This window comes from Sulfurimonas hongkongensis (genome assembly GCF_000445475.1).
Lineage (GTDB): Bacteria > Campylobacterota > Campylobacteria > Campylobacterales > Sulfurimonadaceae > Sulfurimonas > Sulfurimonas hongkongensis.
In genome coordinates this window covers 364,276-384,770 of sequence record NZ_AUPZ01000002.1, presented here as the reverse complement: position 1 = coordinate 384,770, position 20,495 = coordinate 364,276, and the positions used below count along the sequence as shown (strand labels likewise).

Annotated in this window: 21 protein-coding genes; 6 read left to right on the top strand and 15 right to left on the bottom strand. The window is 32.6% G+C overall.

Going from position 1 to position 20,495, the window contains the following annotated elements; translation table 11 throughout:
* The first annotated feature begins 6 nt into the window (after positions 1-6).
* Genes M947_RS14375 through trpC form a run of 4 tightly spaced genes read left to right on the top strand, consistent with a single transcriptional unit; the run spans position 7 to position 3,149 of the window.
* On the top strand, positions 7-702 hold the full coding sequence (locus M947_RS14375; protein WP_021286741.1) for a tRNA1(Val) (adenine(37)-N6)-methyltransferase: 696 nt from the start codon (positions 7-9) through the stop codon (positions 700-702).
* Complete coding sequence (locus M947_RS14370; RefSeq protein WP_031347820.1) at positions 690-1,082, top strand: YkgJ family cysteine cluster protein; 393 nt, start codon at positions 690-692, stop codon at positions 1,080-1,082. The genes M947_RS14375 and M947_RS14370 overlap by 13 nt, the downstream gene beginning before the upstream one ends.
* On the top strand, positions 1,075-2,367 hold the full coding sequence (locus M947_RS14365) for a tetratricopeptide repeat protein (protein ID WP_021286739.1): 1,293 nt from the start codon (positions 1,075-1,077) through the stop codon (positions 2,365-2,367). The genes M947_RS14370 and M947_RS14365 overlap by 8 nt, the downstream gene beginning before the upstream one ends.
* The gene (gene trpC, locus M947_RS14360; protein WP_021286738.1) at positions 2,364-3,149 is read left to right on the top strand and encodes an indole-3-glycerol phosphate synthase TrpC; all 786 of its coding nucleotides are present in this window, start codon (positions 2,364-2,366) and stop codon (positions 3,147-3,149) included. The genes M947_RS14365 and trpC overlap by 4 nt, the downstream gene beginning before the upstream one ends.
* A 53-nt stretch (positions 3,150-3,202) precedes the next feature.
* Here trpC and M947_RS14355 read toward each other — a convergent pair whose 3' ends face one another.
* Positions 3,203-3,646 (bottom strand): GatB/YqeY domain-containing protein, encoded by a 444-nt coding sequence (locus tag M947_RS14355; protein ID WP_021286737.1) that lies wholly within the window; start codon positions 3,644-3,646, stop codon positions 3,203-3,205.
* A gap of 64 nt (positions 3,647-3,710) precedes the next feature.
* Here M947_RS14355 and flgH point away from each other — a divergent pair, with 64 nt between their 5' ends.
* Both flgH and M947_RS0111835 read left to right on the top strand, forming a co-directional pair.
* Entirely contained in the window at positions 3,711-4,433 is a 723-nt protein-coding gene (gene flgH / locus M947_RS14350; RefSeq protein WP_021286736.1) for a flagellar basal body L-ring protein FlgH, read from the top strand.
* Positions 4,378-5,868 carry a hypothetical protein gene (locus tag M947_RS0111835; RefSeq protein ID WP_021286735.1) on the top strand — a complete coding sequence of 497 codons (1,491 nt, stop codon included), beginning with the start codon at positions 4,378-4,380 and terminating at the stop codon, positions 5,866-5,868. The genes flgH and M947_RS0111835 overlap by 56 nt, the downstream gene beginning before the upstream one ends.
* Before the next feature lie 44 nt (positions 5,869-5,912).
* On the opposite strand, the gene M947_RS14345 is transcribed toward M947_RS0111835, so the two are convergent.
* Genes M947_RS14345 through hslV form a run of 14 tightly spaced genes read right to left on the bottom strand, consistent with a single transcriptional unit; the run spans position 5,913 to position 20,393 of the window.
* Positions 5,913-7,154, bottom strand: a complete 1,242-nt coding sequence (locus M947_RS14345; protein ID WP_021286734.1) for a type II secretion system F family protein — start codon at positions 7,152-7,154, stop codon at positions 5,913-5,915.
* A complete protein-coding gene (locus M947_RS14340) occupies positions 7,151-8,887 on the bottom strand; it encodes a GspE/PulE family protein (RefSeq protein WP_031347818.1) in 1,737 nt (578 codons plus the stop codon). Before M947_RS14340 ends, M947_RS14345 begins: the two co-directional genes overlap by 4 nt.
* Positions 8,888-8,899: 12 nt before the next feature.
* Positions 8,900-9,442, bottom strand: coding sequence for a hypothetical protein (locus M947_RS14335; RefSeq protein WP_021286732.1), 543 nt, complete (start codon positions 9,440-9,442; stop codon positions 8,900-8,902).
* A complete protein-coding gene (locus M947_RS14330) occupies positions 9,439-10,263 on the bottom strand; it encodes a hypothetical protein (protein ID WP_021286731.1) in 825 nt (274 codons plus the stop codon). The genes M947_RS14335 and M947_RS14330 overlap by 4 nt, the downstream gene beginning before the upstream one ends.
* Positions 10,256-11,071 carry an ATP-binding protein gene (locus M947_RS14325; protein WP_021286730.1) on the bottom strand — a complete coding sequence of 272 codons (816 nt, stop codon included), beginning with the start codon at positions 11,069-11,071 and terminating at the stop codon, positions 10,256-10,258. Before M947_RS14325 ends, M947_RS14330 begins: the two co-directional genes overlap by 8 nt.
* A complete protein-coding gene (mshL, locus tag M947_RS14320; RefSeq protein WP_021286729.1) occupies positions 11,061-12,707 on the bottom strand; it encodes a pilus (MSHA type) biogenesis protein MshL in 1,647 nt (548 codons plus the stop codon). The genes M947_RS14325 and mshL overlap by 11 nt, the downstream gene beginning before the upstream one ends.
* Positions 12,708-12,721: 14 nt before the next feature.
* Positions 12,722-13,165 carry a hypothetical protein gene (locus tag M947_RS14315; protein WP_021286728.1) on the bottom strand — a complete coding sequence of 148 codons (444 nt, stop codon included), beginning with the start codon at positions 13,163-13,165 and terminating at the stop codon, positions 12,722-12,724.
* Positions 13,165-13,797 (bottom strand): type 4a pilus biogenesis protein PilO, encoded by a 633-nt coding sequence (gene pilO, locus M947_RS14310; RefSeq protein WP_021286727.1) that lies wholly within the window; start codon positions 13,795-13,797, stop codon positions 13,165-13,167. The genes M947_RS14315 and pilO overlap by 1 nt, the downstream gene beginning before the upstream one ends.
* On the bottom strand, positions 13,794-15,335 hold the full coding sequence (locus tag M947_RS14305) for a hypothetical protein (protein ID WP_021286726.1): 1,542 nt from the start codon (positions 15,333-15,335) through the stop codon (positions 13,794-13,796). The genes pilO and M947_RS14305 overlap by 4 nt, the downstream gene beginning before the upstream one ends.
* A gap of 11 nt (positions 15,336-15,346) precedes the next feature.
* Positions 15,347-16,642 carry a M99 family carboxypeptidase catalytic domain-containing protein gene (locus tag M947_RS14300; RefSeq protein ID WP_021286725.1) on the bottom strand — a complete coding sequence of 432 codons (1,296 nt, stop codon included), beginning with the start codon at positions 16,640-16,642 and terminating at the stop codon, positions 15,347-15,349.
* 1 nt (position 16,643) lies between these two features.
* On the bottom strand, positions 16,644-17,612 hold the full coding sequence (locus M947_RS14295) for a L,D-transpeptidase family protein (RefSeq protein ID WP_021286724.1): 969 nt from the start codon (positions 17,610-17,612) through the stop codon (positions 16,644-16,646).
* Positions 17,609-18,487 (bottom strand): GTPase Era, encoded by an 879-nt coding sequence (era, locus tag M947_RS14290; RefSeq protein ID WP_021286723.1) that lies wholly within the window; start codon positions 18,485-18,487, stop codon positions 17,609-17,611. Before era ends, M947_RS14295 begins: the two co-directional genes overlap by 4 nt.
* 35 nt (positions 18,488-18,522) lie before the next feature.
* On the bottom strand, positions 18,523-19,851 hold the full coding sequence (hslU, locus tag M947_RS14285; RefSeq protein WP_021286722.1) for an ATP-dependent protease ATPase subunit HslU: 1,329 nt from the start codon (positions 19,849-19,851) through the stop codon (positions 18,523-18,525).
* Entirely contained in the window at positions 19,848-20,393 is a 546-nt protein-coding gene (gene hslV / locus M947_RS14280; protein WP_021286721.1) for an ATP-dependent protease subunit HslV, read from the bottom strand. Before hslV ends, hslU begins: the two co-directional genes overlap by 4 nt.
* Positions 20,394-20,495: the final 102 nt, after the last annotated feature.

Below are 20,495 nucleotides of genomic sequence, written 5' to 3'. Positions count from 1 at the left end.
GTGTAGATGTTACTTTACCAACCTCAAGTTGGCTACTGCTACAATAGCGATTCTATATTTTTATATGATTTTATTAACTCATTTAATCCAAAAGGCAGAGTCTTAGATGTTGGTGCTGGTTGTGGTGTTATCGGGCTTTTAGTTGCAAGAGATAACCCTAAAGTTGTGCTTGAAGCTATAGAGAAGCAAGATGCTTTTGCAGAGTATGCTAGCATCAATGCAAGAGTAAATAAAATCGCTTATAAGATTCATAAAAAAGATTTTTTAGATTTTGAGGATGACAAAAAGTTTGACTACATTATCTCAAATCCTCCATTTTATAGTGATAATATCTCAGTGAGTAAAAATGAGATGTTATTTAATGCAAGGTATAATATCAACTTACCATTGAGACCTTTTTTTAAAAAGGTCTCACAACTTTTAAAACCTAGGTCTCATTTCATTTTTTGTTATGATGCCTCTCAGTTTGGGCTTATTTGTGCTGAACTTGAGCGTTTTAAACTAAGAGCAGTTAATGTTCGTTTTGTTCATCCAAAAATAAATAAGGGAGCTTCTTTAGTAATGATACATGTTAGAAATGGCTCTTCATCGCTTATGAATATCCAAAAACCACTTCTAAGCTTTGAAAGAGATGAGTTCACACAAGAGGTAAAAGAGATATATAAAAGAGCATCCTCGCAGAGTATAAAATGTCATATTTAATGAAAAAAGAGGGTTTTTCTTATACTTTTGATTCATCAGCTTGTGCTAGTTGTGGTGGTAGATGTTGCACTGGTGAGAGTGGATATATCTATGTAAATAAGAGTGAGATTGAAGATATTAGCAATTTTTTAAATATAAACACTAAAGATTTTGTAAAAAAATATCTCTACAGAGAAGGTTTTAAATACTCTATAAAAGAGCGGAAAGTAGGTGATTCTTATGAGTGTATCTTTTATGATGCTACAACAAATGGATGTAGAGTATATGAGGCTCGTCCAATCCAGTGCAGAACTTTTCCATTTTGGGACTATTTTAAGACAAGAATAGATGAACTCCAACTTGAATGTCCTGGAGTAATATTAGGAAGTGATGATGATTAAAATAATTTTATCTATATTTTTATTACTGCTATTTAGTGGATGTGTAGCAAAGTATGAAGATGTACAAGTTAAACCTAATGAAAAAGTTTTTGAGCAAGAAGATACTCTTATACTCTTTGCCCTAAGAGCCGCAGAATTAAAACAATACGATAAAGCTTCAAGTATATTTAACACCCTATATGAAAAATCAAATAAAAAAGAGTATCTCTATGAGTCGCTTCAAAATGATCTCTTTGCACAAAAATATGAGAGAGCTGTAAAAAGAGTAGATGCTCAAATGGATGAAGAATTAGAAGATTTAAAACTCGTTAGGATAAAAATCATAGCTCTTATAGGGGATGAAAAACTACAAGAGGCTAGAGTGTTAGCACTAGCATTAGTAGAAAAATCAAAAGAGGTAGATGACTATATCCTAGTTAGCGAGATATATGTAAAACAAAAAAAGTTTGACACAGCATTAAAGTACTTAGAGAGTGCATACACAAAAAACTATAATGAAAAAATCCTTGATAAGATGTCTATTATCTTATATGTAAATCTACAAAGAAACAAAGATGCAATAGCTCAACTTGAAACTCATGCAAGAATGCATGGATGTTCTAAGATAATTTGTACAAGACTTATAGGTTTTTACTCAAATGAAAACAATGTTGATGGGCTTTTATCTGTATATCTTAGATATTATGAACTAGAAAAAAATGATGAAATAGCAAAAAAAATAGTCCAAATTTATGCTTATAAAAAAGACTTTATAAAACTTATGAGTTTTTTGCAAGATAGCGGAGTTGATGATGATTTGCTTTTGCAAGTCTATATAAACTCTAAAAACTACTCTAAAGCAGCGATTTTAGCAAAAAAACTTTATGAAGACAGAGGTGATTTAAATTACTTAGCACAAAGTGCAATCTTTGAATATGAGAGCCATAAAGATAAGAATGATAAAAAGATGCAAGCCTCGGTTATAAAGAAACTAAAAAAAGCTATAGCAGGAGATAAAAAACCGCTATATTTAAACTATCTAGGATATCTCTTGATAGACCACTCCATCAACATAAAAGAGGGAATCTCTTATATAAGAGAGGCTTTAAGCATAGAGCCTGATTCAGCTTATTATCTTGACTCTTTAGCATGGGGATACTATAAACTAGGAGATTGTAAAAGAGCTTATAAAATCATCTCAAAAGTCGTAAAATTAGAGGGTGGAGATGACGAGGAAGTTGTTAAACACTTAAAAGCTATAAAAAAATGTCTAGAAAACCAAGAAAAGGAAAAAAATAAGAGATGATTTTAGATGATATTATAAAAAAGACAAAAGAGGACTTAGTAAAGAGAGAAAAAGAGTTCTCTCTTGATTGGTTAGGTCGCTCACTTGCTTTTAATGCAAGAGCTCCACGAGATGTATATCCATACTTAAAAGCCACAGAACAAGACCCATATAGAATAATCTCAGAAGTTAAAAAGGCTTCTCCATCTAAGGGTGTTATACGAGAGGACTTTGATCCACTTGCCATAGCCCAAGCTTATGAGCGAGGTGGAGCTAGTGCTATCTCGGTACTGACAGAGCCTCATTTTTTTCAAGGTTCACTTGATTATCTAGGTGGCATTAGAAGATATGTTGGCATTCCACTTTTAAGAAAGGATTTTATAGTCTCAAAGTACCAAATCTTAGAAGCCATGGTTCATGGAGCTGACTTTATACTACTTATTGCCGCAGCTCTTAGTAAGGGCGAATTAAAAGAGCTTTTAGGATATACAAGACACTTAGGGATGGAAGCTTTAGTTGAAGTTCATGATAAAACTGACTTGGTAAAGGCTATATACGCAGGTAGTGATATTATCGGTATAAACCATAGAAATTTACAAACTTTTGATATGAATATGAATCTCTCTTATGAGCTAATACCTATGATTCCAAATGGCAAAATAATTGTGGCAGAGAGTGGTATCTATGAGCATGGACAGCTAGAGGATTTAAGTAAAGCTGGAGTTGATGCTTTTCTTGTAGGCGAGTCTTTAATGCGTCAAGATGATGAGGAAGCCGCTCTAAAAAAACTCAAATTTGGTTAAAAAAGTGCAATAATTTGTTACACCAAGGAAGAGGTGTAACAAGGTTTAGCGAACTAACCTAATAAACTCTTTACACACTCATTTATTCTTTTTCCATCAGCTCTGCCACTTAGCTCTTTTGAAGCTGCTCCCATAACTTTACCCATATCTTTTATCGTTGATGCACCAGTTTGAGTGATGATATCTTTGAGTGCTTTTGTTAGCTCCTCATTACTTAGTTGTGCTGGTAAGTAGGTTGTGTAGTATTTTATCTCATCAAGCTCTATCTGCATCAAATCTTCTCTGTTTGCATCTTTATACTGGGTAGCTGAATCATTCCTTCTTTTTATTTGTGATTGGATAATTTTAATAACATCATCATCACTTAACTCTTTTCTTTCATCGACTTCTATCTGTTTAAACGCACTCATCAATAGACGCAATGCATCTCTCTTTTTTGTATCCTTTGCTTTCATAGCCTCTTTTAAATCTTGGTTTATTTTCTCTCTTAAGCTCATACATATCCTTTGGAACTATTTTTGCTAGTATTATAGCAAAATCAGCTACAAAAATGAGATTACAATGATAAAACAAATTTTAATATTCTTAACACCGCTTTATGCGATAACTTTTTTTACTGGCTGTACTGCAAATCTTACAGAACCAGAGATAGATTTTACACCACCCGCATACGTAGAGCAGATGCCAGCAAAAGAGGATAAGCAAGACTATGTCTCAACAGGAAGCATATTTGGTCAAGGAGACAATCCTCTCTTTTCAGATCATAAAGCTATGCATGTCAACGACATAGTAAGAGTTGTAATATCTGAAAATGCAAAGAGTTCATCAAGTGGGGCTAGAGATCTAAGTAAAGAAGATAACTCAAATTTAGGTGGTGGAACATTTGTAGCGGATGGTGCAAATGGAGTTGTTAATTCTGTGACAGATAAAATAAATGGATTTACAAATATAGGTTTTACTGGAACATCAGGTAGTAACTTTACAGGAAGTGGAAGTGCAACAAAAGATGCCTCTTTTACAACTACAGTCTCAGCTAGGATAGTTAAGGTTATGCAAAATGGGAACTATTTTATCTCTGGTAAAAGAGAGATTTTAGTTGATGATCAAAAGCAAATTATACAGATAAGTGGTGTTATCCGCCCATATGATATAGACCAATACAATAAAATAGACTCAGCTCAAATGAGTGAAGCTAAGATTCTTTACCAGACTCAAGGAGACGTAGACCGTGCAACAAAACAAGGATGGGGAACCAAAATCATTCAAGCCGCTTGGCCATTTTAGCTTATTAGTAGCGTCTTTTTTATTAACTCTTCCTCTTTTAGGAGCAGGAAATTTTGAAGATTTTAAAAGATTTCAAGCCCAATCATTTTCAAAGTATAAAGATGAGAGGGACAATGCTTTTAACAAACACTTAAAATCACAATGGGAAGCCTACAATGCCTACAAAGGCACGCCTCTTTATGAAAAACCAAAATCTAAAGTACTTCCAGATGCACAACTAGTAAAGCCTAAGAGTGTTGGTCCAAAAGTTAGCATAGAGATAAAATCTCCAAAGGATTTGACAACCTATAAAAAAGATGAAAAAAAAGAGAAAAAACCTCAGATAGTTGCAAAGGAGACAGTTAAAAAAGATATAAACTTTGAATTTTTTGGAACTGCAGTCTCTTTTGATATTGCAAAAGGTATGAAGAGCGCTAGATTTTATCCGCAAAACAAAGATGGGATACTAAGTTTTTTTAATAGTTGTGCATCGAGTGATTATGATACCCTTATAAGAGAGATAAAACGAGAATCGAGTGTGATGAATCTAAATGATTGGGGTCTTTACTTGCTTGTACTTGAGATTTCAAAGCAAGTTCATCAAAATCAAGATGATGCGAATATGCTTAGTTGGTTTCTTTTTAACAAACTTGGATATGCAGTCAAAGTTGGGTTAGCTAACAATCATGTTGTTTTGATGCACTACTCTGAAAAAATTATATATGATACTCCAAACTATATTTTTGATAACAAAAAGTACTATGTGATCTCAAACTATGCCAAAGGCAGTGCTGGAAGACTATACTCTTACAAGCAAGACTACCCAGAAGCTACAAAGCCTCTTGATTTAGCACTAAAGAGTCTACCAAAGTTTGACGAGCTTTTAAAGTCTAAAACTCTGCATTTTGAAAACTACTCTAGAGAGTACACCCTTTTTTATGAGTACAACCAAAATCTTTTAGACTTTATGGCTACATATCCACAAGCTGACTATGAGACTTTTTTTAATGCTCCTATGGATGAGAGAACTTACTCCTCCATCGCAAAAGATATGAAAAAGTATGTGGATGGTATGAGTGCTAGTGATGCTATAAATTTTGTACTTCATTTTGTACAAAAATCTTTTATATATGAGACAGACCAGGAACAATTTGCAAGAGAGAAGGTTATGTTTGCAACAGAGACTCTATACTATGATAAATCTGATTGTGAAGATAGGGCTACACTCTTTTCATACCTTATAAAAGAGCTTTTTGGCATTAGTGTTTTAGGTGTGAAGTATAAAGATCATATGGCTACTGCTCTGTATGTTCCCATGAGTGGAGATAGTATAGAAGTCAATAAGAAAAAATTTATAGTGGCTGATCCCACATATATAAACTCAAACATTGGTCAAAGTATGCCAAAGTACAAGTCTATAAATCCTGAGAGTTTTGTGGTTGTGAAAAGGGATTAGGTGTGATTTTAAAAGCCTCCCATTAAAAGCAGACAAGCTTTATTTTAACCACCAATAGCAGAACCCAATCCCCAAATAGGTAAAAAAATGCCAAGAGCTAGTAATATAACCATAGCAGCTATTATAACAAGCATAATAGGTTCTATTGCATCAGAGAGACCATCTATAATAGCATCGAATTTCATCTTATAGAACTGGGCAACTTTTTGCATCATTGCATCTAGAGTACCACTATCTTCTCCAGCTCTTACCATCTGTATAATCATGTTTTCAAATAGTTTAGTCTCATCTAGCCCACTCTTTAGGGTGCCACCTTTTTCAACAGTCAATCTTACGGAGGATAGTTTTATCTTAAGTGGTAAGTTGTCTATCATAGATATAGAAGTCTCTAGAGCTTCTGCTATTGGAATACCAGCTCGAACAAGTTCTGAAAAGACTAGAGTAAATCTACTAAGAGTAGAAAATTTTATAATATTTTTTATAAGATATGTTCTAAGAAGTATTTTGTGCCAGGCAAGTCTTATATTTCTGTAGTTTGATATAAGATATTTAAAAAGCACAAAAGCTAAAAATAAACCAGCTATAATATATAGTCCATAATTATTAAAGAGGTATTCTAGTTTTAATAGTATTTGAGTTGGTAAAGGCAGTTCAACATTTAGTTTCTCAAACATATCTTTAAATTTTGGAACAACATAAGAGATTAATATTGTAAAAGCTATGGCCATAGCTATCATTACATTTCGTGGATATGCCATCGCTTTTTTAAACTTTATAAAATTTGCACGAATCTCTTCAAGCATATCTGCAAGTGCATATAATGCCTCATCAAGGTCACCCGTTTTTTCTCCGAGTTGAACCATGGCTATAGTTAAATCTCCAAGTTCAAAACGAAAATTCTCCATAGATGATGAAAATGAGTGACCAGAGTTTATATCATCTGCTAGTTTGCTAAAGACATGTTTTAAGGCTTTGTCATCGCTTGAAGAAGCTATCTCGCTAAGTGAATCATGTATCGAGATACCAGCATTTGTCATAACAGCCAATTGTCTAATAGCAGCTATAAGTGCATCTGGTTTTATTTTTCTTTTTTTTATATTTTGAGTAAAATTTGCTTTAAATCTTTTAAACTGTTCTTCTAGTGGTTCTGTTTCTTCAACAACTTTTATAATTATTCCAGAATATTTTAACTTTGCAAGATCATTAGCTTCTTTTCTATCTTTAGCATAGAGTGGCACCTCTAATCTTTTACCTTTAGTTAAGATGGTTGCTACAAAATATTTCATCCTTTTGCCACCCTAAGTACCTCTTCAATGCTAGTGACTCCATCTAGTGCTTTTTGAACTCCATTTTCAAAGATGCCTATAAACCCTTCATCTATTGCTTGTTGTAAAAGAGCATCTTTAGATGCGCCTTTTGCTATTAGAGAGGATAGATTATCTGTAATATTTAAAACTTCACAAATCATCTCTCTTCCCATATATCCAGTATCATTACACTCTTTACATCCTTCGCCTTTGTAAAAAATATAACTCTCTGGTAGAAGTTCACCTAGGCTTTCTATGATGGATGCTGGAACTTTTTCAATTATCTTACACTTAGTACAAATTTTTCTAACAAGTCTTTGTGCTTGGATAGCAACCAAGGCACCACTTATAAGATAGTTCTCTATTCCCATATCAACCATACGAGGTATTGCACTTATAGCATCATTTGTATGGAGCGTAGAGATAACCAAGTGGCCTGTAAGTGCAGCTTTAATAGCAATCTCGAGAGTCTCTTGATCACGGATTTCACCTATCATAATCTTATCTGGATCTTGTCTAAGAATAGATCTAAGTGCAGTTGCAAAGGTCAAGCCTATCTTAGGATTTACTTGAACTTGCTGGATAAGATTCATCCTATACTCTACTGGATCTTCAACCGTAATAACCTTGTCTTCTACATTTCTAAGTTCATTTAAAGCGCCATAGAGTGTTGTTGTTTTACCACTTCCTGTTGGACCAGTTACAAGTATGATACCAAATGGTACTTTAAGACCTTTTAGAAGTTTGCTATAGCTTAGTGCATCCATACCAGCATCTTCTAACCTTACAAGGGCTTTTTCTTTATCAAGAACACGCATAACTATAGACTCACCATATAAAATTGGGAGTGATGATATACGAAAATCATACTCTCTATCTCCAACTGTGCTTGAAAAACGACCATCCTGGGGTTTTCTTCTCTCAGCAATATCTAGGTTTGCTAGTAGTTTTAGTCTTGAAGCTAGTGGAGGGTAAATATCTTTTTCAAAGATAAAAATCTCTGCTAGTTTCCCATCTATACGACCACGAACTACACAGTTCATCTGGGTTGGTTCTATATGAACATCACTTGCTCTACTTCTAATACATGCTTTTAATATAACATCTATAAGTAGTAGAATAGAAGAAGCTTCTTGTTGTTCTTCTATAGAGCTTATTGAGTTTAACTCATCTCTTATTTTTTTTACTAAACCTTTTACACTATCTTTTAGCTCTACTTTAAAGAGATAAGATTGAATCTGTTTTTTTGTAGCTGTTGCTATTTTTATAACTTTTCTCGGAAAGACTCTTTGAAGAGCTTCTTGGGCTTCTATGTTTAGTGGATCATAAAAGGCTATGGTTACATACATATCATCTTGAGAGACTGGAAGTGCTGTATGCTTTTTGAGTTGAGCTAACGGAACATTGTTTGTAAGTCTGTAGTCCATATCTATAGAGTCTAAGTCTAAAAATGACAATTCCAACTCGCTAGATAGCTTTTGTAAAACTCTTTTTTCACTTATATAGTCATAATTGTCTATGATGGAGAGTTCATAAACACCATTTCTGATTCTCTCAACTATAAAGCGGATAAGTCTATCCATAGTCATAAAGCCAGATAGAGTAATATCTCTTAAGATCAGATCTGAACTAAGCCCTTTTGATAGCAGTCTATCTACCTGTGATTGCATAATAGATCCGTTAGCAAGTAAGTCGTTAGTTATTCTATCCATTTTAAATTCACTCTACCAATATATGTGTTTTTTTATAATTATTGTATCATAAAACTCTTCAATAACTATTTTTTTTAGTTTTTCATCATTTGTGAGATATAGCTTATATGTTAATTTTTCATCATTTTTATCTTCAAATAGGTAAACATCTCTTTGCTCATGAACACCAAGCTCGGCATAAAAATCAAAGACTTTAGAAAGTACATAATCAGTAGAGGGAAGTTTTAAAGATGATAAGTCATAGTTGTCAATGAGTGCATGATATAGAAGTTTTTTCTGCATTAATATGGTAGAGAGGTAAGCTGAATTAGCACGAGCTTCACTTGAAAACTTTAGCATAGCAATAGGTATAGCTAGCCTATCTATATAATCTGAATAAAGACAAGAAAAAGCATATAGTGAGATAAACTCTTCATCCTTTTTGTTGTACTTAAAACTATTAAAACCCATAGTACATGCCTCTTCAAACTTTTTGTTTTGATAAAGATTTAGCATATCTTGTTTTATATCTGCATGCAGATTAAAAGCTAAAAGTATAAATAAAATTATTTTCATCGAAATTTTCCTCTCTCTATCTCTTCTAATAGAGTTTTTGCTTGAGTTGATTTTGAATGCTCAATATATCTCTTTAGCGTTTTTGTAGCTTCATCTTTTCTATCGAGCTTAACTAAAGACTTTGCAAAGATTATCCAACTAGAATCTATATTGTCATTGATTCTATTTGTAATTAGAGCATAGTTATAGGACTGATTATAATTTTCAAGTTCATAATATTTTTTAGCAACAAAGAGACTAAGAGCAGGATTGTTGTTCTTTTCAAACCTTCGTATAACAAGGTTTATATCATCTTGAGTATTTTGTCTATGTATCTTTACTGGATTGCTCCTTTGGAGCTCTACTTCTTCAATAACAACAGAATCGGGCTCTTTTTTAGCAGGTTTTAAAACCTGCTTTTCTTTACTCTTTTTTGTTTTTATCTCTTTTTCTATTTTATTTTTATTTATAACCTTTTGGTAGTTAACATCATTAGAAGGTAGGCTATGTTTTATACTCGATATAAAGTTTAGTGAGGGAGTAAGAATAAGTCCTCGGTCTACTTTAGCCTCTATAGTTTCTTGCTTTTTTTCTATAGCTACTTTGGTAGTTTCATTTTTTTCATCTACTCCTTTAATAGGTGCATCTTTTGTTTGCTCTAGTTGAACTTCAAAAGTTTTTTGATTATGATGTGCTTTGTTGCTCTTAAAAATATCAGAGCTGTTAACAAATAAAACTACTATAAAAATTACACATAAACTTAGAGATATAACAAGATAAGGTAAAAAATTCTTTAGCTTATATGCTTTATATTTTCTTTCCAAATCATGCACATTAAGCATCTATAATCCCTGTATGAATAGCAGCCATTTCTATTATTTTTTTTGAAATTTCATTTGTTTTTATACTGCTTGGAGAGTTTTGCATATACCATGAGTATATGTCAAAAAGAGTATATAAAAGTTTGTTAGTCTCTCTATAGTTTCCTTTTGTTAACTTATGTACTAAGTTGACATTAGTTTTATTAAACATATTTGCACTATCAAAATAGTTTGCTTTCATAAGTTTTTTTTGTATATAAATTTTGAGCTCTTTGTTTGAAGCATTTTCTAGCTCTATAGTCTCCCAAATTCTAGTCTTAAAATGCTCTTTTGCAATAAGGTCCTCTTTTTGTGTTTTGTGAAGTGTTATAACAAATTTTACACTCCTTGTATCTGAGAGGAGTCTAATCTTTTCCATCAAAACACTAGGATATAGTTGTGCTTCATCTAAAAGTACCAAAGGTACTTCAGGTTTATCATTACTATTTTCCTTTACTATACTCATAAATTGCGTAAAATTTAATTCTCCTTGATACTTCACATTAAAAAGATCTTGTGCAAGAGATTTTACAAATTCATTTTCATCAAGAATAGGGGTTTGGTATATTACTACTTTTTGCAAAGTTGAGAGATCATGGTAGAGTTTGTTTAAAAACATGCTCTTACCCGTACCTGGTTTGCCAAACAAAAGAATCATCTTTAGAGGTTTTTTAACCGAATCTTTTAAAGATTGGTATATTGTCGATACGCGATCTAGTTGAACATAGTCTTTTGCATTAACAGAGTCAAGAAAAACACTCTTAGAGCTTTCAAAGATGTTATTTTTCATCTTCCTCTTTCGCTAGTTGAATTTTCTTAGATTTTACTTCTGTTTGAATATCGGCTTGAAAACCCTTAGTAACATTTGAGACAGAGTTGTTTTTTATTCCAACTAGAGCGTCTGTTATACCTTCATATCCCAAATCAGACAAAGAAAGATTATTATTATCTTTTCTTATAATATGTGGCGTTATAACAATTACAAGTTCTGTAACTGTTTTGAGCTTATTTTCATATTTAAAAAGGTAATTAAGAATAGGAATATCACCTAAAATAGGAACTTTATTAACATCTATAGAGTCTGATGTAGTTATCAAACCACCAAGAATAATACGATCACCATCTTTAACTGTTACAACTGATGAGAGTTGACGACGGCTCAAATCTGGTGGCATAGTTCTCTCAGAAGATCCAGTATCTATAAAGGTACTACTTATTGTTTCAGAAAGAGAGGGATTAATCTTGAGTGTAACTGCATTCTCTTCTGAAATTTCAGGAGTTATATCTAAAAGAACACCTGCAAAAACTGATTGGACATCCTCACTTGAACTTTGGGTGCTTTGTGTTCCTACCAGTGTCTCAGTGCTTCTTATTTTATAAAAATACTCTGTTCCTGCAGTTATGAGAGCTGGTTGATTGTTAAGAGTTAAAACCTTTGGATTTGAAATAGAGCTAACATCACCTTGGGTTTTAAGAAATTTTATAACCTCATTTAAACTGCCTTTTGCTGACAACTGAAATGCATGAGCAGTATTGACAGCTTGATCCCCCATTTGGTCAAATGATGTAGTTCCTAAGACACCACCTTCATTAGTTAGTTCGATTAGATTATTTTTGCTAATATAATCAAAACTCATATCTATATTTTGAAGTTTATAAAGTTGTGACCAATCAACTCCAGTAGTTTTACCCTCGCTCATGGTAACTTGTAGCAACTGTACATCAATTAAAACTTGAAGCTCAACTTTTTCTTGAAGATTTTTAAGATATTTCTCCAGCCTCTCTAACTGTTTAAGAGTTGCAGTAACTGTGATAATTCCTGCATTTTTATTTATAATTGGAGCCTCTGCTTTATATCTATCTTGTGGTACATTTAAAATTTGTTGTAACTCTAAATCTAGCTCATGCCAAAATTGAACTTCATCTGTACTTTCAATCTTCATCCCAGACTTGCCAGCATCGCCACCACCTTTTGAATCTTCATTTGTACTTGAAACAGTTCTAGTAGTTGCCTTTCCTGCTCCCTCAGAAGAGAGAGTTATATCTGTATTTGACTCACCTTTTCTTTGTGATAGAATATAATCTATGCTAAACATTTTTGTGTTTAGGTATGAGATTCTAAGGATATTATTTTCAAGAGTATATGTAAGGTTATTCTCTTTTAGTATAATATTTAAGACTTCATTTATAGTTAGATTTTTTAAGTTTGTCTTATTTAATGAACTCCTTAAAAACTCTTGGGCATGAGGATCTGTTACAACGATACTAAACTCACACTCATCACTAAGTTGTTCTATAAAATCTATAATCTTTGTATCTTTTGTAGAACTTATGCTAAAGAGCTCATAAGAACAATCAGCATTTAAGCTACTTGATAAAAGAAGTGTAAAAAGTGACCCGTAAACTATTTTTTTAATAAATTTCATTCTCTTATCCTGTTTTATTTGAATTTTAGATTTTTATTTTGGTCGTTAGTTGTAAGAACTAACTTTTTTTTGCCTTTTGTTAAAACAACATTCGTTCTTGTTATGCTTGATACCATAAAACCTGCTATATTTTGATCTACTCTATACCACTCTCCATTTATTAGTGCAGAGTTGTTTATAATAGCAGTAAGTTTCATGGGTTTAGGTCCCTTTTTTATAGTAGCATCAGAAGACTTTCTAATACTTGATTTGGCAACATTAGTTGCTTTTTTGTTTTTTGCCGACCCTTTTTTATAGAATATAAAAGGGTCTTGCAACTTTAGAGTTTCAGAATTGTTCATTCCAACTCTTGCCGGCTTGATTGCATCTACTTGGGTATCAACCCACGATAATTCATTTGCACTAAGTGTAACTTGAAAAAGTAAGAGAGATGCAGTGATGATTTTGTATGCCTTCATTAGTATGTAATCCCCCAAACTGAAATAGATAGATTTGTATCTAGTCTCTTATTTGCTTTTATCCCTAGTTTATGAATGTCTACCACTAAGTCACTCTGTTCTAGTGAGTTTATAAACTTAAGTGAGTTTTTATAGTTTGCGGTTGTTTTTAAATCTATATCTAGAATATGCCCAAAAGCCTTGTTAGTGCTTGCATATTCATTTGTAAAGTCTATGATTTTAATACCATATTTTTTGGCATTAGTAGAGATAGAGTGTAGATATTCACCCCAAACTCTCTCATCATAAATGAGTGAAGAGATAGTCTCTATTTTACTTTTGATATATGCGTTGTTCTCTTTATATATCTCAAGATCACGATTTAGTCTTTTAATCTCATGGTCTAAGCTAGCTATTTTACTCTCTGGATTTATCTGCAAGTAAGCTTTATCGGCATTTATTTTAGAAGTAATTTTGTTTATCTGATCATTTTTTTCTTTAAATGCGGCTTCTGAACTATCCCAAAAAAGAAGATATGAAAATGCAAAAATTACACTAAAAATCATAATATATGTCATATATATATCTTTTTGACTTTTATTTTTAAAAGAAGCATCTATGCTTTGTAAGTAGTCTTCGATATTTATTTTCATAATATAACCACCTTTAGCTCACTAAAGTACTGATTTGGATCATTTTTAAGCTCTATGCGTCTTAGAAAAAAGTCATATTTTCCTTCATATACTTTTGTTAAGTACTCTACCATCTGAGTTATCTTTTTGTCTTTTTTAGAGATCAGATTTAGTGTAAAAATTTTTTTGTTTTTATCTTCATCTTCTTTATAAGTTATAGAGTCTACTTTTATTCTAAACTTATTTAAATCTTTTGTAAACATAGATAGTAGTTTTGCTTTCATAGGATAGTTCACTTTAACATCGTGAATCTTTACAAGAGTTGCTTTTTTTTCTGCATAATTATCTTTTTGCTTTTTAAGAAGAGCAAAAACTTTTGCTTTATCTGCTTCTTTATTTTTAATAATCGCTTCTCTTGTGATTTTTATATTGTGAAGCTCTGCGTACTCTGCTTTTAGTAGTTCATATTGCAAATTTTGTGCATATGTTAATGTCCAATATGTAAAAGGGTATAAAAAAGCAATAATAAAAGAAGCAACGCTTAAGATGACTAGCTTACCACTCTCTCTTTGCATAAACTCTGGAGGTCTATGATATGGTGTAAAATTACAGTTATATTTGTGCTCTTTTGGTAGTGTTGCATAAATATGCATCAAAGAGTGAAGTTGGTCTATGTAAATATTATCGCTCTTTAACCCATAATCAAATTCATAACTGCTAGACTCAACACCAAGTTCTACCTCACTCATCTCATCTAATTTTGTGATAGTTTGAACTTGAGAGTCTATATATATATGCTCTATCTTTTTTAGTTCATAAGCCCTTTTTACATAAGTTAAAATATCACTAATGTTTGCAAATATCTCTTTATAGAGCTTTATAAAATAATCTTTATAATCACTAAGAGTATCTTTTAAGTTATGATTGCTAAGAAAATCCATAAAATCTTCATACAAAACTCTCTCACCATAGAGTTCACAAAATCTCTCATACATCTGTAAAAATGAAAAGTTTATAGATTTTGTATATAGAAATTCTTGTTCATTATATATCGTAATAGAAGCATCATTTTCTTGAAAATATATAAAAGCATTTACACCATTAGACTCTACAATCTCTTTTTCATAGAGAGATTTAAGTAGCAAAGGAGAGGGGATGATGGTGTCTATATACTTAATTTTCGAGACAACATTAGCAAATGTTTCTTCAATTTCTAAGGGGTCAACTATAAAGACATGGAAGTTTCTGTCATTTTCATCAAGCGAGTTAAATGTTTCTATGAACTGTATCTTATAACTTACCGCTTGGTCAAGCGCTAATTCATCGTAAACCTTGCTGTTTATCGCATCATATAAATCTTCATCTGATATGTTTTTAGATATCGATATCTGCGATGTTATGAAACTTTTAGTATTTAGGTAAGAAATCGCGTATTGGTCTTTAGCGTATTTTGGCGAATTATTTTGAGAAAGGAAGCTAGATGCGCCACTAAAATAGCTCTCGTTGTATGGATTAACAGAAATCACACTTGAAAAAGAGTGTTTTGTTTTTTTCTTCATTACTTAAAATCCTATTTAAAGTAAGCCATTGCCATAGCATAAAATCTACCATCCCTGTAGAATTCTACCCTATATAGTTTTTGACTCTTATCAACAGAAAAGCTTTTATCTAAATTTTTTAGATTGATATCAACTCCAGTTTCACTGACATTTGATCTATAACCTATAACATTTACACGAAACTTACTGTCATCAACTATGTTAAAATCGTCAGTTACAAAAAAAGTTGAAGTAAAATCAACAGAATTTAACTTACCATCTATGATAACATCAAACTTTTCTCCACCATTTTTCATAATTTCAAAGTATTGAGGTCTTAATGTTGTAACTCTTTTATTGCCAATATAGACAACAAAATTGCCATTAATTTTCTTAACACTACCTAGTGGATGAGAAAACTCAAATACATTCTGCGTAGATTTTATCGGAATATAACTTAAGTAAGGTTTTATATCATGCAGATTTAATGATATATTGTTATTGATGTTTAAAATGCCATATTGTGAGAGTATTTTGCTAAGCTCTTTTTCATTTAAATCAAACTCTCTTTTATAGTCTATATCCATAATTTTCATAAACTCCTCTATGGCTAAGAGTTGATAAAAAACTTTTTGAGATAGAGTTGGAAGGTGTTTACTTGTCTCTATAGCAAAGGCTGGTGTATTGTTTGTAACTGCAAAATATGTAAGTGAGAGCTGCATAGCCTCATCTTCAAATTTTGTATTTGTATTTCTAACACCAAGAGTATGATGTTTTTTTATAAGTTTTTTATTTATGTTTTTTGTAACAATAGATGCTATAGAGTCAAGATTTCCAAACTCTTGAACTTGTTGGAGTCTGTTTTGATCTATTACGCAAGTTTGCCCCCATGCGTTTGGGTTGAAGATATTTCCTTGATGCTCTTTTCTATAAAAGCCATTTCCATCATGAAGGTTTAAAACCAAAGAGATGTTTTTTTCTAAAATAATCTTTTTAATCTCTTTTACAACCTTTTTGTCTTTATCGCTATCTTTGAGAAAAGAGAATTTCCTATTCATATCTCCATGTATGCCTCTTTGGTTGGCTTGAATGCTAGGTTTATTTAGATTTGGGACTATCCAAAGATTTTTAGAGAGTATCTTATAATGAGTTGCAAGAACAGAAGCTGCGAAGTATCCACCAGGTTCATCTCCGTGGATACCTCCAATAACTAATAGAGTAGTGTTTGAATCACTGTTTTGTTTTTTTATAAGTTGGACCTCTGAAGATGCACAGAGACTTATATATAAGAGTAAAAAAAAAGATACAAATAGCTTTTTGTATATCATTTTATTTTTCTGTTAAAATTTTCATCTTGTTAGACTCATCAAGTCTTACAATAAGTGTCTTGTCTCCACTAAATTCAAAAGTGTCTGATTTATAATACTCATAAAAAGTTATCTGATAAATATCTTTTGTATCAGGATATGGAACAACATTTATATCTTTAAATAAGATTGTTTTTTTCTCTATTTTTTTAAAGACTCTTGTTTTGTACTTTTTAAATCTATCAAAACCCATACCATCAAATCTTACAAACTCTTTTGCATAAAAATCAAGATAAGCATCTATATTATCATAGAGCCAACTATATCTCCAACTATAAAGTTCAGATAGAATCGAAATTAAAATATCTTTTGAGATGTCTTGTTTGACCTCATCGCCATTTATTATAAGAAGAGTGTTTCGCACGTCTATATTTTCATTTAAAACCTCTATACTAGGGTTGTCTATAGCTATACATCCTTGTGTGAACTCATCTCTGTCTTGTTCAGTTGGAAGACCATGTATCCAGATACCATAGCCATTTTTACCTCTGTACTTATCATACTCATTTGGATATGAAGTAACAAAAGCGAGAGGTCCATAAAATGAGTCAAGTTTATTTTCTTTTGTAAGTTTCTTTGTTATCTTATAAATACCAACAGGAGTTTTTAAATCTCCCTCTTTAATCTTGTCGCCTTTTTCTTTTCCAGTGTACGCACTATACTTTTTCTTTAACTTATAGGTATTGTTAGCATCTTTGGAATACAAAGCTAGACTCGATAAGTTTTTGTTGCATGTTAAAATATTTTTATAAGACTCTATATAACCAAAAGTATTGTCTGTGTCTTTTAAGTGCTGGCTCCAGTAAACTTTACTTGTAAGTTCTAAATCCATATGCTTCTCAATATTATCAATCCCATTTAAACGATAATTAGTGAGTAAATCACTAGCAAAGACAGAGATGCTAATAAGTACCAACAAAACTATTTTCATGATATATATCCTATTTCTTCAAGATAAGATTTGTCTTTAGACCAACCTTTTTTAACAACTACTTCTAAATTCAAGTAGGTTTTTTTACCACTCAAACGCTCTATTTTTTCTCTAGCTGAGGAGGATATTCGTTTGATGGAATTTCCAGCTTTTCCTATGATTATGCCTTTTTGTGACCCTTTTTCTATGATGATAGTAGCATGTATACTATCAAGCCCTTTTTCTTCTTCTATAGAGTCTATGAGAACATCAGACTCATACGGAATTTCATCACTAACATTTTCAAAAATTGCCTCTCTTATGAAACCCGCATAGATATCACGCACAAGCTCGCTTGTTAAATCCTCTGGATCATAAAGAAAAGGTGACTCTGGAAGATGTTTAGAGATGATTTTTAAGAGATCTTCATGACCTACTTTTTTAGAGATACTCACAGGGATTAAAGCTTCAAACTCATTCCCATACTGGTTATATGAGTCTATCTTTTTAAAGAGTTTTGCTTGATTTACTTGGTCAATCTTACTAAGAACTACAATGTGTTTAACCTTAGAGTTGTTTAATTTTAAAAACTTCTCATAATGCTCTAGTGAGTCAGTCACAGGAGCAAGGTAGACGATAAGGTCACAATCACCCATAGCTTTTAGTGCTTCATCGAGCATAAACTGATTTAGTATCTTCTCTCTTTCATGAAGACCAGGAGTGTCTACAAAAATAATTTGAGTATCATTGTGCATCACTATAGCGTTTGAGCGTTTTCTAGTAGCGTTTGCTTTTTGACTAACCATAGCTATGTTTTCACCCAAAAGTGAGTTCATAAGTGTGCTTTTTCCAGCATTTGGACGCCCAATAAGAGATACAAAGCCTGCTTTTGTCATATGTTAATTGCCTTTAATAAAATCATCTTTTGTGATTATAGTATATAACGAGATAGATTGTCATCTTCGACAATAAGATCTAGTTTTTCATGTACAAGTTCGCTCTTTATTACAAACTCTTTGCCTTTGTGTTCATCAGCGTTAAAGCTAACATCTTCTAAAATCCTCTCTAAGACTGTATGAAGCCGTCTAGCACCAATATCCTCAGTTATCTCATTTGCACGATGCGAGAGTTTTGCTATAGCCCTTATGGCCTCATCTTCAAAAACAAGTCTTACATCTTCTACCCCTAGAAGAGCCTCATACTGCTTTAAAAGCGAGTTGTGCGTTTGAGTTAGTATCTTATAGAGAGTCTCCTCAGTCAGAGACTCAAGCTCAACTCTTAGTGGAAATCTACCTTGAAGTTCTGGTATAAGATCACTTGGTTTTGTCACATGAAAAGCACCAGCTGCGATGAAGAGAATATGGTCGGTGTTTATAACTCCATACTTAGTGGTAACACTACTTCCCTCAACTATAGGCAGCAAATCTCTTTGAACTCCCTCTTTACTTGGATCATTCCTGCCCTGTGACTTTGAACTGATGGCGATTTTATCTATCTCATCTAGAAATATAATGCCACCATCCTCAGCTCTTTTAAGTGCCTCAGCATTGATGCTATTCATATCTAAGAGTTTGTTACTTGCCTCAGTTCTTAAAATAATCTTTGCATCCTTAACGCTTAGTTCTTTTTTCCTATCTTCTTTATTCATAGAATCAAAGATTTTAGAAAATGACTCTTGAACTTTTGCCATCTCAGGAGGAAGATTTGTATCACTAAACTCTACATGTATCTTATCAACTTCAAGCTCGATAGTTTTGTCATCCATCTCGCCATTACTAACTCTTCTCTCCATTGCTTCTAGAAGTCTTTGATAGTCATCTTTTTTACTCTCACTTGCACCATCTGGTAGCGGAGGGAGAAGTTTTTCTACTATCTTGTTTAGTACATAGTTATCTATCTTTTCTTTGTTTTGTTCTTCTTTTTCCTCTTTTACAATAGAAATAGAAGCGATAACTAAATCACGAATCATAGACTCAACATCACGACCAACAAAACCAACCTCAGTGTACTTGCTAGCTTCAACTTTGATAAAAGGCACTTTCATCATCTTTGCAAGTCTTCTTGAGATCTCAGTTTTACCAACGCCAGTAGAACCTATCATAAGAATATTTTTAGGCATTATCTCGCTTTGAAGTTCTTCGCTTAACTGCATCCGTCTATATCTAGTTCTAAGAGCCAAGGCTATGGTCTTTTTAGCATCTCTTTGTGAGATTACATATTGGTCAAGATATTCTACTATCTCTTTTGGAGTTAAGTTCACTGAGTATCCCCTTGAAGTGTTAGTACTTTTATGTTGTGATTTGTGTAGATGCAAAGGTCTGCAGCTATTGAGAGGCTCTCACGAATCAGCTCTTCTTCATCTAGATTTGAATGTTTTTTCAGAGCTCTTGCAGCTGAGAGAGCGTAGTTTGAGCCACTTCCGATGGAAGCAATCTCTCCATCTTCTGGTTCAACGACATCGCCATTTCCAGTGAGTATAAAAATATGGTCATTGTTTAAAACTATCATCATAGCTTCTAACCTTCGAAGCACTTTATCTTTTCTCCAAGCTTTAGAAAACTCAATAACAGACTTTAAAATATCGCCCTTTTTATCCTCTAAAAACTCTTCAAACATATCAAAAAGATTAAAAGCATCAGCTGTACTTCCCGCAAAACCAGCAAGAATTTTGCCATTATGAAGTGTGCGAATTTTTGTAGCATTTGCTTTTAAGACAGAATTTCCAAAAGTAACCTGTCCATCTCCACCAATAACAGCTTTGCCCTTGCCCTTATAGGCAAGTATCGTAGTAGCATCAAACATAATATAGGTCTCCTTGAGGAGGAACAAGTCCCTCCTCAATTCCTCTCACTGAAGCTTCGCTTGTCGGCGAGAAAAAGTCATATCTGTCTCCTTTTGCTAAAG

What these genes read in the sequence shown, in the direction of transcription:
- M947_RS14375 (WP_021286741.1), top strand. Translation starts at nt 7, where the DNA reads ATGTTACTTTACCAACCTCAAGTTGGCTACTGCTACAATAGCGATTCT.
- M947_RS14370 (WP_031347820.1), top strand. Translation starts at nt 690, where the DNA reads ATGTCATATTTAATGAAAAAAGAGGGTTTTTCTTATACTTTTGATTCA.
- M947_RS14365 (WP_021286739.1), top strand. Translation starts at nt 1,075, where the DNA reads ATGATTAAAATAATTTTATCTATATTTTTATTACTGCTATTTAGTGGA.
- trpC (WP_021286738.1), top strand. Translation starts at nt 2,364, where the DNA reads ATGATTTTAGATGATATTATAAAAAAGACAAAAGAGGACTTAGTAAAG.
- M947_RS14355 (WP_021286737.1), bottom strand. Translation starts at nt 3,646, where the DNA reads ATGAGCTTAAGAGAGAAAATAAACCAAGATTTAAAAGAGGCTATGAAA.
- flgH (WP_021286736.1), top strand. Translation starts at nt 3,711, where the DNA reads ATGATAAAACAAATTTTAATATTCTTAACACCGCTTTATGCGATAACT.
- M947_RS14345 (WP_021286734.1), bottom strand. Translation starts at nt 7,154, where the DNA reads ATGAAATATTTTGTAGCAACCATCTTAACTAAAGGTAAAAGATTAGAG.
- M947_RS14340 (WP_031347818.1), bottom strand. Translation starts at nt 8,887, where the DNA reads ATGGATAGAATAACTAACGACTTACTTGCTAACGGATCTATTATGCAA.
- M947_RS14335 (WP_021286732.1), bottom strand. Translation starts at nt 9,442, where the DNA reads ATGAAAATAATTTTATTTATACTTTTAGCTTTTAATCTGCATGCAGAT.
- M947_RS14330 (WP_021286731.1), bottom strand. Translation starts at nt 10,263, where the DNA reads ATGCTTAATGTGCATGATTTGGAAAGAAAATATAAAGCATATAAGCTA.
- M947_RS14325 (WP_021286730.1), bottom strand. Translation starts at nt 11,071, where the DNA reads ATGAAAAATAACATCTTTGAAAGCTCTAAGAGTGTTTTTCTTGACTCT.
- mshL (WP_021286729.1), bottom strand. Translation starts at nt 12,707, where the DNA reads ATGAAATTTATTAAAAAAATAGTTTACGGGTCACTTTTTACACTTCTT.
- M947_RS14315 (WP_021286728.1), bottom strand. Translation starts at nt 13,165, where the DNA reads ATGAAGGCATACAAAATCATCACTGCATCTCTCTTACTTTTTCAAGTT.
- pilO (WP_021286727.1), bottom strand. Translation starts at nt 13,797, where the DNA reads ATGAAAATAAATATCGAAGACTACTTACAAAGCATAGATGCTTCTTTT.
- M947_RS14305 (WP_021286726.1), bottom strand. Translation starts at nt 15,335, where the DNA reads ATGAAGAAAAAAACAAAACACTCTTTTTCAAGTGTGATTTCTGTTAAT.
- M947_RS14300 (WP_021286725.1), bottom strand. Translation starts at nt 16,642, where the DNA reads ATGATATACAAAAAGCTATTTGTATCTTTTTTTTTACTCTTATATATA.
- M947_RS14295 (WP_021286724.1), bottom strand. Translation starts at nt 17,612, where the DNA reads ATGAAAATAGTTTTGTTGGTACTTATTAGCATCTCTGTCTTTGCTAGT.
- era (WP_021286723.1), bottom strand. Translation starts at nt 18,487, where the DNA reads ATGACAAAAGCAGGCTTTGTATCTCTTATTGGGCGTCCAAATGCTGGA.
- hslV (WP_021286721.1), bottom strand. Translation starts at nt 20,393, where the DNA reads ATGTTTGATGCTACTACGATACTTGCCTATAAGGGCAAGGGCAAAGCT.